The organism is Streptomyces flavochromogenes, from assembly GCF_000717595.1.
Taxonomy (GTDB): Bacteria; Actinomycetota; Actinomycetes; order Streptomycetales; family Streptomycetaceae; genus Streptomyces; species Streptomyces flavochromogenes.
The window spans coordinates 117,462-130,637 of the sequence record NZ_JNZO01000005.1 but is presented as its reverse complement, the minus strand read 5'-3'; the positions used below and the strand labels follow the sequence as shown (position 1 = coordinate 130,637).

Genomic DNA, 13,176 nt, shown 5'->3' with positions numbered 1-13,176 from the left:
GCGTTACGACATCGAGTTGTAGGCCTGGAAGCCGCCGCCGAGCTTGGTCCGCGCGGAGAACTTGTTCGGCGCCGTGGTCAGGTAGCGGTACAGGTCGCCGCCCGAGGTCACGGCCAGCAGGTCGGCCTTGCCGTCGGCGTTCAGGTCGCCGGGGGCGATCACCTTGGTGTACGTGTTCCAGCCGCTGCCGACCTTCACACGCGTCTTGAACGCGGCCGTCGCGTTGCCCGTGCCCGGGTACACGTACAGGTCGCCGCCCGAGGTGCGGGCCACGATGTCGGTGCGGCCGTCACCGGTGAAGTCGCCGGCGCCGAGGATCTTGTTGTACGCGCCCCAGCCGGAGCCGACCTTGATGCGCGTCGCGAACTTGTCGCCCTGGCCGTTGCCCTTGTACAGGTACAGGTTGCCGGAGCGGTCGCGGGCCAGCAGGTCGCCCTTGCCGTCGCCGCTCAGGTCGCCCGGGCCGACGAGGCTGTTGTAGACGCCCCAGCCGCTGCCGATCGTGTACTCGCCGATGTACAGACCGCCGGACGGGTCGCCGTTGGCCTGGACGGCGATGTCGGCGGAGCCGTCCGCGTTCAGCGAGGACAGGTTCGTGACGGTCATACCGCTCGCCTCGCCCGGGCCGAGGAGCTCCACGCGCGCCTCCAGCTTGCCGGTGGCGGAGTGGAAGTACGCGTACAGCGCCCCGCCGGGGGTGGTCGCGAGGACGCTTCCCTTGCCCGTGTACGGGTTGTTGCCCGCGCCGGCGAGCTGCGTGATGCCCGTCAGGTCGCCCACGGCGCCGACCTGCTGGCGGCCGCCCAGGGTGCCGTTGCCGTTGGCGGGGTAGAAGAAGAGCGTGCCCGCGTTGTCACGGGCCAGCAGGTCGCCGTCGCCGCCGCGCAGGATCTGGTTGTACGCGCCCCAGCCGCCGCCGATGGACGTGCGGGTGCCGAACGGCTTGTTCTTGTCGCCCGTACCGGCGTAGAACCACAGCGTGCCGGCGGTGTCGCGGGCGTAGAGGTCGGCCTTGCCGTCGCCGGTGCCGTCGCCGAGGCCCACGATCTGGTCGTAGACGCCCCAGCCGCTGCCGACCAGGATCCGGGTGCCGAGCGGCCCGGTCGCGCTGCCGGTGCCCAGGTACAGGTACAGCGCGCCGTCCTGGGTGCGGGCGACCACGTCGGCGCGGCCGTCGCCGTTCACATCGCCGGGCGAGGCGACCTTGTTGTAGATCTGCCAGCCGCCGCCCACCACCTTGGAGTACGGGGTGCCGGAGGGATCGGCGTCGGTGTAGAGGGTGAGAGTGCCGTTCTCGGAGAGGACGAGCACCTCGGGCTCGGTCGTGCTGCCGCTCTGGTTGCCGATCGGGATGATGTCCTTCGCGACGTCCTCGTAGCGGAAGAGGTCGAAGGCGTTCTCGGTCCCCGTGCTGGTGTTCGAGTAGAGCTCGCCGTCCACCGCGCGGTAGATGAAGTCGTCGACGCCGTCACCGTCGAGGTCGGACAGCGGCAGGGACGTGGCGGCGGCCGAGGTCACGTCGGCGCGACCGGCGTCCTGCCCCGCACGGGCGGCCGTACGGGCGCCGTCCTTCTTCGGGAGCGTCAGCTTCGGAGGCGTGAAGGAGGGCGTCGCCTTCTCGACCGACGGAACCGGCACCGGGGTGTCGGCGGAGGCCGGGCCCGCGAGCAGCATGCCGGCCGAGAGGGCGAGCGCGGTGCACGCGGCGACACGACGAGAACGCTTGGAGTTCAGGAAAAGCAAGAGATCCCCCCCAGGAGATCAGAGGTTCGACAGAACCAAACAGGGGGGCTCGCACAGCGTCGAACGGCGTCAGCGCAGGCCAGTGGGCATGCGGAGACGACCTCGTTCGACGGTCGGACACCCCCCGGGATGTTGAAACGGATTCTACCTACCCGGGAGGCCTGTGCCAGAGCTTTACTCTCCGAAGTCGACCGGGCGGTCAGTTCTTCCGGTGCCCTATCAACCGCGGCTTCGGCTCCAGACCGTCCAGACCGTGCCACGCCAGGTTCACCAGATGCGCCGCGACCTCCGCCTTCTTCGGCTTGCGGACGTCCAGCCACCACTGACCCGTCAGCGCCACACTCCCCACCAGCGCCTGCGCGTACAGCGGCGCCAGCTTCGGGTCGAAGCCCCTGGCCTTGAACTCCAGGCCCAGAATGTCCTCCACCTGCGTGGCGATGTCGCTGATCAGCGACGCGAACGTGCCCGTCGACTGCGCCACCGGGGAGTCCCGTACGAGAATCCGGAAACCGTCCGTGTAGTTCTCGATGTAGTCGAGCAGCGCGAACGCCGCCTGCTCCAGGAGCTCCCGCGGATGCCCCGCCGTCAGCGCCCCCGTCACCCCGTCGAGGAGCTGGCGCATCTCCCGGTCGACCACGACCGCGTACAGCCCCTCCTTGCCCCCGAAGTGCTCGTACACCACCGGCTTGGAGACCCCGGCCTTCGCCGCGATCTCCTCCACCGACGTGCCTTCGAAGCCCTTCTCCGCGAAGAGCGTCCGGCCGATGTCCAGCAGCTGCTCCCGGCGCTCCGCGCCCGTCATCCGCACCCGGCGGCCCCGCCGGGGCTTCTGCTCGCCGCTGCCGGTGCCACTGGTCCTGCCGTCGATCGCCACGTCTTCCATCATGCCGCGTCTGCGGACGCGCTCTGGCGGCGGGCTTCGATGCGCTCCTTCGCCGGCCAGCGCACGTCGTACGCCCAGCCCGCCAGCTCGAACCAGCGGATCAGCCGCGCGCTGGAGTCGACCTGGCCGCGCAGCACCCCGTGCCGCGCCGACGTCGGGTCCGCGTGGTGCAGGTTGTGCCAGGACTCGCCGCAGGACAGCACCGCCAGCCACCACACGTTGCCCGAACGGTCCCGCGACTTGAAGGGACGCTTGCCCACCGCGTGGCAGATCGAGTTGATCGACCAGGTCACGTGGTGCAGCAGCGCGACCCGCACCAGCGAACCCCAGAAGAACGCGGTGAACGCGCCCCACCAGGACATCGTCACCAGACCGCCCACCACCGGCGGGATCGCGAGCGACAGCATCGTCCAGAAGATGAAGTCACGGGAGATCCGCCGGATCGCCGGGTCCTTGATCAGATCGGGCGCGTACTTCGCCTGCGGCGTCCGCTCCTCGTCGAACATCCAGCCGATGTGCGCCCACCACAGACCCTTCATCAGGGCCGGCACCGTCTCGCCGAAACGCCACGGCGAGTGCGGGTCGCCCTCCGCGTCCGAGAACTTGTGGTGCTTGCGGTGGTCCGCCACCCAGCGCACCAGCGGACCCTCCACCGCGAGCGAGCCCATGATCGCGAGCGCGATCCGCAGCGGCCGCTTGGCCTTGAACGAACCGTGGGTGAAGTAACGGTGGAAGCCGATCGTGATGCCGTGGCAGCCGATGTAGTACATCGCCACCAGCAGACCCAGATCGAGCCACGACACGCCGCCCCAGCTCCAGGCCAGCGGTACCGCCGCGATCAGGGCGATGAAGGGCACCGTGATGAACAGCAGCAGCGTGATCTGCTCGATCGATCGCTTCTTGTCCCCGCCGAGCGTGCCGGAGGGCAGGTGGTCCTGTTGGGTTTCGAGCAACTCAGGGCTGGTGGTCATAGGTGTCCCCTGGGGAAGAAGGGATGAGGATGAAAGAGAGCGGAACGGTATGAAAAGAGCGCGAGGCTACGCCTCCGTAACCTACGGCGTCGTAAGTATGGCAGCGCCGGGGCACGCGGCAAGGGGGCACAAGGGGACCCTGACCGCTGTCCGGCAGATGGACACCTATCCTGGGTGCGTCGGACAGCGCGGTCCGCAAGCCTCCAGAACCCCTCCAGACGTGCTCAAACACTGCAAGGAGCCGCACCTGTGAGCAGTGCCGACCAGACCCCCACCGCCAGCGCCGAGCTGCGCGCCGACATCCGCCGACTGGGCGACCTCCTCGGCGAGACCCTCGTCCGCCAGGAGGGCCACGAGCTCCTCGACCTCGTCGAGCGGGTCCGCAGCCTCACCCGCGAGGACGGCGAGGCCGCCGCCGAGCTGCTCCGCGGCGTCGAACTCGAGACCGCCGCCAAGCTGGTACGCGCCTTCTCCACCTACTTCCACCTCGCGAACGTCACCGAGCAGGTCCACCGTGGCCGCGAGATGCGCGAGAAGCGCGCCGCCGAGGGCGGCCTCCTCGCCCGCACCGCCGACATGCTCAAGGACGGCGACCCCGAGCACGTCCGCGAGACGGTCAAGAACCTCAACGTCCGGCCCGTCTTCACCGCGCACCCCACCGAAGCGGCCCGCCGCTCCGTCCTCAACAAGCTGCGCCGCATCGCCGCCCTCCTGGAGACCCCGGTCATCGAGGCCGACCGGCGCCGCCTCGACCTGCGGCTCGCCGAGAACATCGACCTCATCTGGCAGACCGACGAACTCCGGGTCGTCCGCCCCGAGCCCGCCGACGAGGCCCGCAACGCCATCTACTACCTCGACGAGCTGCACGCCGGCGCCGTCGGCGACGTCCTGGAGGACCTCGCCGCCGAGCTGGAGCGCGTCGGCGTCGAACTCCCCGCCGGCACCCGCCCGCTCACCTTCGGCACCTGGATCGGCGGCGACCGCGACGGCAACCCCAACGTCACCCCCCAGGTGACCAGGGACGTCCTGATCCTCCAGCACGAGCACGGCATCACCGACGCCCTCGAACTCGTCGACTACCTGCGCGGACTGCTCTCCAACTCCATCCGTTACGCCGGAGCCACCCAGGAACTCCTGGACTCCCTCCAGCGCGACCTGGAACTCCTCCCGGAGATCAGCCCCCGCTACAAGCGCCTCAACGCCGAGGAGCCGTACCGCCTCAAGGCCACCTGCATCCGGCAGAAGCTCGTCAACACCCGCGAGCGCCTCGCCTCCGGCACCCCCCACCAGGACGGCCGCGACTACCTCGGCACCGCCGAGCTCGTCCACGACCTCACCCTGATCCAGACCTCGCTGCGCGAGCACCGCGGCGCGCTCTTCGCCGACGGCCGGATGGACCGCACCATCCGCACCCTCTCCGCCTTCGGCCTCCAGCTCGCGACCATGGACGTCCGCGAGCACGCCGACGCCCACCACCACGCCCTCGGCCAGCTCTTCGACCGCCTCGGCGAGGAGTCCTGGCGGTACGCCGACATGCCGCGCGACTACCGGCAGAAGCTCCTCGCCAAGGAGCTTCGCTCGCGCCGCCCGCTCGCGCCCACCCCGGCCCCGCTGGACGCCGCCGGCGAGAAGACCCTCGGTGTCTTCCACACCATCAAGGAAGCCTTCGAGCGCTTCGGCCCCGAGGTCATCGAGTCCTACATCATCTCGATGTGCCAGGGCGCCGACGACGTCTTCGCCGCCGCCGTCCTCGCCCGCGAGGCCGGACTGATCGACCTTCACGGCGGCTGGGCCAAGATCGGCATCGTGCCGCTCCTGGAGACCACCGACGAGCTCAAGGCCGCCGACGTCATCCTCGACGGCATGCTCGCCGACCCCTCCTACCGGCGCCTCGTCTCGCTCCGCGGCGACGTCCAGGAGGTCATGCTCGGCTACTCGGACTCCTCCAAGTTCGGCGGCATCACCACGAGCCAGTGGGAGATCCACCGGGCCCAGCGGAGGCTGAGGGACGTCGCCCACCGTTACGGGGTCCGGCTGAGGCTGTTCCACGGCCGCGGGGGAACGGTCGGCCGCGGAGGCGGCCCCTCGCACGACGCGATCCTCGCCCAGCCCTGGGGCACCCTGGAGGGCGAGATCAAGGTGACCGAGCAGGGCGAGGTCATCTCCGACAAGTACCTGATCCCGTCCCTGGCCCGCGAGAACCTGGAACTGACGGTCGCCGCCACGCTGCAGGCCTCCGCCCTCCACACCGCGCCGCGCCAGTCCGACGAGGCCCTGGCCCGCTGGGACGCGGCCATGGACACCGTCTCCGACGCCGCCCACACCGCGTACCGCAAGCTGGTCGAGGACCCCGGCCTGCCGGCGTACTTCCTCGCCTCCACCCCCGTCGACCAGCTCGCCGACCTGCACCTGGGCTCACGGCCCTCTCGCCGCCCCGGCTCCGGCGTCTCCCTCGACGGACTCCGCGCCATCCCCTGGGTGTTCGGCTGGACCCAGTCCCGCCAGATCGTCCCCGGCTGGTTCGGTGTCGGCTCCGGCCTCAAGGCCCTGCGCGAGGCCGGCCTCGAAGCGGTCCTCGGCGAGATGCACGAGCGCTGGCACTTCTTCCGCAACTTCCTCTCCAACGTCGAGATGACGCTCGCGAAGACGGACCTGCGGATCGCCCGCCACTACGTCGACACCCTGGTCCCCGACGACCTCAAGCACGTCTTCGACACCATCGAGGCCGAGCACGCGCTGACCGTCGCCGAGGTCCTCAGGATCACCGGCGGCGAGAAGCTCCTGGACTCCAACCCGGTCCTCCAGCAGACCTTCGCCATCCGCGACGCCTACCTGGACCCGATCTCCTACCTCCAGGTCGCCCTGCTCGACCGCCAGCGCACCGCCGCCGAGCGCGGCGAGGAACCGGACCCGCTGCTCGCGCGGGCCCTGCTCCTCACCGTGAACGGCGTGGCCGCGGGCCTGCGCAACACCGGCTGACGCCCGGCCGTACACGCGAAGGTGCCCCCGTGGAGACTCCTCCACGGGGGCACCTTCGCGACGGGGTACGTCGGTACCGCCGGCCCTTAGTGCTGCTGGGCCTTGCGACGGCGGGTCACCAGGAACGCGCCGGCACCCGCGAGGGCCACGGCGACGGCGGCGAGAATGCCGACGGGGGCGCTGGAGCCGGTCTCGGCGAGGTCGCCGCCCGTGCTGCCGGTGCCGCCGGTCCCACCCGCGGGGGCGGTGGCGGACGGCGACTCGGTGCCACCGGGGGTCTCCGAGGCGCCGGGGGTCTCGGAGGCACCCGGGGTCTCCGACGGAGCGGGGCTCTCGGTACCCGGGGTCTCGGTACCGGGGGTCTCGGTGCCAGGAGTCTCGGTGCCAGGAGTCTCGGTACCGGGGGTCTCGGTGCCGGGGGTCTCCGTGCCGGGAGTCTCGGTGACCGGGGTGGCCGGGCAGGTGTGGGACAGGTTGAACCAGCCCTGCTTGACCGGGGCGGAGACCTCGGCCGAGGCGGCGACCAGCTTGGCGCCCGGCTCGGAGGTCGCGTAGGCGTGCTTGTCGCTCGGCGGACCGAACGTGGTGATGGTCTGGACACCACCCGGCTCGAACTCCACCGTCAGCTTGGTGAAGACCGCGGAGTCGCCCTTGCCGCTGCCCGGCAGGACGAAGTGCCACCCGTCCTTGCCGGCCGGAACCGGCGGGCACTCGCCCTTCTCGCCGAACTCCTCGGCGGTCAGGGGAAGTTCTTCGACCTGGTGGAGGGGCAGCGTCGCGGGCTTGGGAGCCTCCGACGCGGAAGCCACCGGAGCCAGGACGAGGGAACCTGCCATGGCAGCGACAAGCGCAGCGGCAGGGATGAGAGAACGTCGCATGTGCAGTCGTCCATCTATGGGATGAGGGATGCCGTGGGGGGTGGCAGGAGGGCAGCCTATCCGTCGCCTTAAGTCAGCTTTAAGTCAGAGCTCCATAACGATCCGGCCGGGAATCGGTGGAGTCCGGGCACAACCCTCAGAGCGCGAAGAACGCCGCCACGAGCAGCGCCGCGCCCGTCCCCGCCATCGACCACGCCGTCCTCGGCAGCCGCAGACCGCCACCGATCAGCGGCGCCGCGAGCAACAGCGCCCCGCCCAGCGGCAGCCACGCGTGCAGACCGCCGCCCCAGCCCGTCCGTACGCCCTCGTCCGTGCCGGGTTTCACCACGACCGGGATCGTCACGCCCTGTTCCGCCGCCACGGAACGCGCGATCGTCAGCGTCCTGCGCGTCGAGGAGGCGTCCTCCGGGGCGTAGCGGCCGCTGCACGTGTCGTCGGTGCAGCCGGTCACCGTCAGCGTGCCGTGCTCCCGCCCCTTGGCGAGCAGGACGTGCTGGGCCGAGTTCCAGGAGGCCCAGGCGCCCGCGACCACGAGAAGGAGGGCGACCAGGGCCATGGCGGCGTTACGGACGTGCGTCATGACCCGCGATCGTACAGTCGTACCGCGAGAGCCCCACCGGCCTCAGGAGTTGTACGCGGACTGCGCCCGCTCCAGACCCTCCGCCACCAGGCACTCCACCGAGTCCGCCGCCCGGTCGACGAACCAGTCCAGGTCCTTGCGCTCCGTCGACGAGAAGTCCTTCAGGACGAAGTCCGCCACCTGCATCCGGCCCGGCGGACGCCCGATCCCGCACCGCACCCGGTGGTACTCCGCACCCATCGACTTCGTCATCGACTTCAGGCCGTTGTGCCCGTTGTCCCCGCCGCCGATCTTCAGCCGCAGCACCCCGTAGTCGATGTCCAGCTCGTCGTGGATCGCCACGATGTTCGCCGTCGGCACCTTGTAGAAGTCGCGCAGCGCCGTCACCGGGCCACCCGACAGGTTCATGTACGACATCGGCTTCGCGAGGACCACCCGACGGCTCGCCGGCCCCGGGGGGCCCATCCGGCCCTCGACGACCTGCGCCTGCGCCTTCCCCGCCCGCTTGAACGAGCCCCGGATCCGGTCGGCGAGCAGGTCCGCCACCATGAACCCGATGTTGTGCCGGTTGGCCGCGTACTCGGGCCCGGGATTGCCGAGGCCGACGATCAGCCAGGGCGCGTTCGCGTCATCGGTCATGTGCGTCGGGTCTCCTCGTCCAGGTACGTCCAGATACGAAAAAACGGGGTGACGGGCCGTGCGGCCCGTCACCCCGTCACGTCAAGCAGAGCCTACGGCTCAGGCCTCTTCGCCCTCGGTGGCCTCGGCCTCGGCGGCCGGCTCCTCGGCCTGGGCGGCCAGGACCTGGAGGACGACGGCCTCGGCGTCGGTCACCAGGGTCGAGCCCTTCGGCAGGGTGATGTCACCGGCGAGGACGGAGGCACCGGCCTCCAGGCCCTCCACGGAGACCGTGACGGCCTCGGGGAGGTGGGTGGCCTCGGCCTCGATGGAGAGGGTGCTCAGTACGTGCTCGAGCAGGTTGCCACCGGCGGCGAGCTCGCCCTCGGCGTGGACCGGGATCTCGACCGTGACCTTCTCGCCGCGCTTGACGAGCAGCAGGTCGACGTGGACGAGGAAGCCCTTGATGGCGTCACGCTGGACGGCCTTCGGGATCGCCAGCTCGTTCTTGCCGTCGACGTCCAGGGAGAGCAGGACGTTCGGCGTACGCAGCGCGAGGGCGAGGTCGTGGGCCGGGAGGGTCACGTGCGCCGGCTCGGAACCGTGGCCGTAGACGACGGCGGGAACCTGGTTGTTGCGGCGGATCGCACGGGCGGCGCCCTTGCCGAACTCGGTACGGACGGCAGCGGCGAGCTTGACCTCGGACATGGTGCACTCCTCGTAGAAAGGTGACGAAAAACCTGGGTCACCCGGCCACGACTGGCGATGGCCTGCTACGAAGAGCGCGTCGATAACGGACCGCCGTGACCCTGTACATCCGTACGGGTACGGCCTCCCTCGCCGAGCAACTACGGCAGTCTACCGGCCCGCCGCCCTACCACCCAATTCGATCACTCAAACACGGCGGAGGGCCGCTCCCCCGAACGGGGAACGGCCCTCACGTAGTGCCTGCCGCGTGCTGTGCGGCTACGGCTCAGTGCTCCTCGAAGAGGCTCGTCACCGAACCGTCCTCGAACACCTCGCGCACCGCGCGCGCGATCGTCGGCGCGATCGACAGCACCGTGATCTTGTCCAGCTCCAGCGCGCCCGGCACCGGCAGCGTGTCCGTGAACACGAACTCGCTCACCTTGGAGTTCTTCAGCCGGTCCGCCGCCGGGCCCGAGAGGATGCCGTGGGTGGCCGTCACGATGACGTCCTCCGCGCCGTGCGCGAACAGCGCGTCCGCCGCGGCGCAGATCGTGCCGCCGGTGTCGACCATGTCGTCCACCAGGACGCAGACGCGGCCCTTCACGTCACCGACGACCTCGTGCACGGTGACCTGGTTGGCGACGTCCTTGTCGCGACGCTTGTGCACGATCGCCAGCGGGGCGTCCAGACGGTCGCACCAGCGGTCGGCGACCCGCACGCGGCCCGCGTCGGGGGAGACGATCGTCAGCTTGGAGCGGTCGACCTTCGCGCCCACGTAGTCCGCGAGCACCGGCAGCGCCGACAGGTGGTCCACCGGGCCGTCGAAGAAGCCCTGGATCTGGTCCGTGTGCAGGTCCACCGTCAGGATGCGGTCCGCGCCGGCCGTCTTCAGCATGTCCGCGACCAGGCGCGCCGAGATCGGCTCGCGGCCGCGGTGCTTCTTGTCCTGACGGGCGTAGCCGTACGACGGGATGATCACGGTGATGCTCCGGGCGGAGGCCCGCTTCAGAGCATCGATCATGATCAGCTGCTCCATGATCCACTTGTTGATCGGAGCCGTGTGGCTCTGGATCAGGAAGCAGTCCGCGCCACGGGCCGACTCCTGGAAGCGGACGTAGATCTCACCGTTGGCGAAGTCGAACGCCTTGGTCGGAACGAGGCCGACGCCCAGCTGGTGCGCGACCTCCTCGGCCAGCTCGGGGTGGGCGCGGCCGGAGAAGAGCATCAGCTTCTTCTCGCCGGTCGTCTTGATCCCGGTCACAGCACTGTCTCCTCAGACGTGTTGTCTGGCCGCGTTCCACGAGCTGTCGTGCGCGTGTGCGAGCCAGCCGAATTTGTGTGCACGTATCACGGTACGCCGAGTTCGACGTACCCGTTTCCGGTCAGCTTTCGCCGACGGAGTCCTCCGATGCGGCCTGAGCGGCCTGCGCGGCAGCGCTGCCGGGACGCTTCCGGGCCACCCAACCCTCGATATTCCGCTGCTGGCCCCGGGCGACGGCGAGCGAGCCGGCCGGCACGTCCTTCGTGATCACGGACCCCGCGGCGGTGTACGCACCGTCCCCGATCGTGATGGGAGCCACAAACATGTTGTCCGACCCGGTCCGGCAGTGCGACCCGATCGTGGTGTGGTGCTTCGCCTCGCCGTCGTAGTTCACGAAGACGCTCGCCGCGCCGATGTTCGTGTACTCGCCGATCGTGGCGTCGCCCACGTACGACAGATGGGGGACCTTGGTGCCCTCGCCGACCGTCGCGTTCTTCATCTCGACGTAGGTGCCGGCCTTGGACTTCCGGCCGAGGTTCGTGCCCGGGCGGAGGTACGCGAACGGCCCCACGGAGGCGCTCTCGCCGATGACGGCCGAGTAGGCGACGGTGTTGTCCACCCGGGCGCCCTTGTCGACCCGGGTGTCCGTCAGGCGCGTGTTCGGGCCGACCACGGCGTCCTCGCCGATGTGCGTCGCCCCGAGGAGCTGCGTACCGGGCAGGACGACGGCGTCGGCCTCGAAGGTCACGGTGACGTCCACGAAGACGGACGCGGGGTCGACCACGGTCACACCGGCGAGCATGGCCCGCTCGATCAGCCGCCGGTTCAGCAGGGCGCGGGCCTCGGCGAGCTGCACGCGGTTGTTGATCCCGAGGATCTCGCGGTGGTCGCCGGCGACGGAGGCGCCGACGCGGTGCCCGGCCTCACGCAGAATGCTCAGCACATCGGTGAGGTACTCCTCGCCCTGGCTGTTGTCCGTCCGGACCTTGCCGAGGGCGTCGGCGAGCAGCTGCCCGTCGAACGCGAACACGCCGGAGTTGATCTCGCGGATGGCGCGCTGCTCGTCCGAGGCGTCCTTGTGCTCGACGATCTCGGTCACGGCTCCGGTCGCCCGGTCCCGCACGATCCGCCCGTATCCGGTGGAGTCCGGGACCTCGGCGCTCAGCACGGTGACGGCGTTGCCGTCGGCGGCGTGGGTGTCGGCGAGGGCGCGCAGCGTCTCACCGGACAGCAGCGGGGTGTCGCCGCAGACGACGACCACGGTCCCCTCGGGCGCCTGCCCGAGCTCCTCCAGGGCCATCCGCACCGCGTGCCCGGTGCCGTTCTGCTCTTCCTGGACGGCGGTGCGGGTCCCGGCGTAGTGCTCCTCCAGGTGGCCCTTCACCAGCTCGCGGGCGTGCCCGACGACCACGACGAGGTGCTCGGGCTCCAGCTCCCGGGCGGCGGACACGACATGCCCGACGAGCGAGCGCCCGGCGATCTCGTGGAGGACCTTGGGGGTCTTCGACTTCATGCGGGTGCCCTCACCCGCTGCGAGGACGACGACGGCTGCCGGGCGGTTGGCGCTCACGGGAATGCCCTTCGGCTTTGGGTGGTGGACGCACGAAGGATACCGGGGGGCAGGGTGGCGGACATGAGTGCGGGTCCTGACCGTGACGGTCAGGACCCGAACCAAGCACGCTCCCCTGCCAGGACTCGAACCCGGACATAGGACTCCAAAGGTCCCAGTGCTGCCGATTACACCACAGGGGATGGCGTTATCCACCAAAACGGACATACTGTCAGTCCGCTGGCCTGATGGCCCCCACTATGCCGTACCAGGTGCCCTCGATGCGACGGTACAAGTGACAGCCGGCGGCCACCCGGATGATCAGGCATCCCCGGTAGTCGGACCCGGTGTTCTTCCGGACCGTCTTCGGATTGTGCTTCTTGAGCGTCGTCTTCTGCAGCTGCGCACGGGGGATCCCCGCGAGGTCGGCCCAGTACTCCTCCGCGCCGCTCGCGTCGGCGGACTCGTGGATCATCAACCGGAACCGGAGCCGCTCCCGTGGGATCTGCAAGAGGTCGAGCCATGCGAGGTAGACGCCGATGACTCCAGGGTCGCTGTTGATGAAGGTGACGTTTTCATCGCGACGGTTGGGCTTGAACGGCTGTTTGGCGTGCGGCCTCACGGAGGGGGCTCTCGTGGGCCCATCGCTTCAGTGCGGCTTCCCTGCCTTGCTCGGCAGGGGTTCGGTGGTCGACTTTCGGTAGATCCCTGACCCACAGGGAGATCGAGCTCTTCGAGCAGCCGAGCTCGACCTGGATCTGGTCGTAGGTCATGCCCTGGAGGCGGAGTTCCCTGGCGCGGTCCCTGAGGTCGTCCTTCGCGTTCGGGCGTTTCGTCCACTCGGGTGCGGGCTCCCCCTTCACCGGGCGGTGGAGAAGGCCGTTGTTGTAGATCCGCAGCCGGTCGCGGATCTGGCGGAGGCTGAGTCCCTCGCGGCGGAGTGCGACCGCCTGCCCGCGCACGCCCTCGAAGTCCGCGTACTTGCCGGTGTCGGCTGTCATGTGAACACCGTCGTCCGGAATGCGGA

Annotated in this window: 10 protein-coding genes, 1 tRNA gene and 1 pseudogene; 1 reads left to right on the top strand and 11 read right to left on the bottom strand. The window is 69.9% G+C overall.

What is annotated here, in order from left to right; translation table 11 throughout:
- Positions 1-3: 3 nt before the first annotated feature.
- The 3 genes from IF00_RS0106970 to IF00_RS0106960 form a co-directional block, all read right to left on the bottom strand.
- Positions 4-1,743: an FG-GAP-like repeat-containing protein gene (locus tag IF00_RS0106970; RefSeq protein ID WP_030315380.1), complete on the bottom strand. Its 1,740-nt coding sequence runs from the start codon at positions 1,741-1,743 to the stop codon at positions 4-6.
- 199 nt (positions 1,744-1,942) lie between these two features.
- Positions 1,943-2,626, bottom strand: a complete 684-nt coding sequence (locus IF00_RS0106965; protein WP_030315379.1) for a TetR/AcrR family transcriptional regulator — start codon at positions 2,624-2,626, stop codon at positions 1,943-1,945.
- Positions 2,626-3,597 carry an acyl-CoA desaturase gene (locus IF00_RS0106960; protein WP_030315378.1) on the bottom strand — a complete coding sequence of 324 codons (972 nt, stop codon included), beginning with the start codon at positions 3,595-3,597 and terminating at the stop codon, positions 2,626-2,628. The genes IF00_RS0106965 and IF00_RS0106960 overlap by 1 nt, the downstream gene beginning before the upstream one ends.
- Before the next feature lie 249 nt (positions 3,598-3,846).
- Between IF00_RS0106960 and ppc the strand changes: the two genes are divergently transcribed.
- Positions 3,847-6,576, top strand: coding sequence for a phosphoenolpyruvate carboxylase (gene ppc, locus IF00_RS0106955; protein ID WP_030315375.1), 2,730 nt, complete (start codon positions 3,847-3,849; stop codon positions 6,574-6,576).
- A gap of 86 nt (positions 6,577-6,662) precedes the next feature.
- Here the strand turns inward: ppc and IF00_RS43170 are convergent, their stop codons facing one another.
- From IF00_RS43170 to IF00_RS41000, 8 genes and pseudogenes are all read right to left on the bottom strand, one after another.
- Positions 6,663-7,412 (bottom strand): LPXTG cell wall anchor domain-containing protein, encoded by a 750-nt coding sequence (locus IF00_RS43170; protein ID WP_245234451.1) that lies wholly within the window; start codon positions 7,410-7,412, stop codon positions 6,663-6,665.
- Between the two features lie 178 nt (positions 7,413-7,590).
- Positions 7,591-8,034: a hypothetical protein gene (locus IF00_RS0106945; RefSeq protein WP_030315371.1), complete on the bottom strand. Its 444-nt coding sequence runs from the start codon at positions 8,032-8,034 to the stop codon at positions 7,591-7,593.
- A 42-nt stretch (positions 8,035-8,076) separates the two neighbouring features.
- Positions 8,077-8,673, bottom strand: a complete 597-nt coding sequence (gene pth, locus IF00_RS0106940; protein WP_030315370.1) for an aminoacyl-tRNA hydrolase — start codon at positions 8,671-8,673, stop codon at positions 8,077-8,079.
- Positions 8,674-8,772: 99 nt separating this feature from the next.
- A complete protein-coding gene (locus tag IF00_RS0106935; protein WP_030315368.1) occupies positions 8,773-9,360 on the bottom strand; it encodes a 50S ribosomal protein L25/general stress protein Ctc in 588 nt (195 codons plus the stop codon).
- A gap of 265 nt (positions 9,361-9,625) precedes the next feature.
- Positions 9,626-10,600 carry a ribose-phosphate diphosphokinase gene (locus tag IF00_RS0106930; RefSeq protein WP_030315367.1) on the bottom strand — a complete coding sequence of 325 codons (975 nt, stop codon included), beginning with the start codon at positions 10,598-10,600 and terminating at the stop codon, positions 9,626-9,628.
- 121 nt (positions 10,601-10,721) lie between these two features.
- Entirely contained in the window at positions 10,722-12,170 is a 1,449-nt protein-coding gene (glmU, locus tag IF00_RS0106925; RefSeq protein ID WP_030315365.1) for a bifunctional UDP-N-acetylglucosamine diphosphorylase/glucosamine-1-phosphate N-acetyltransferase GlmU, read from the bottom strand.
- A gap of 110 nt (positions 12,171-12,280) precedes the next feature.
- Positions 12,281-12,352, bottom strand: a tRNA-Gln gene (locus tag IF00_RS0106920).
- 29 nt (positions 12,353-12,381) lie between these two features.
- A pseudogene (locus tag IF00_RS41000) lies at positions 12,382-13,150 on the bottom strand (hypothetical protein).
- Between the last annotated feature and the right edge of the window lie 26 nt (positions 13,151-13,176).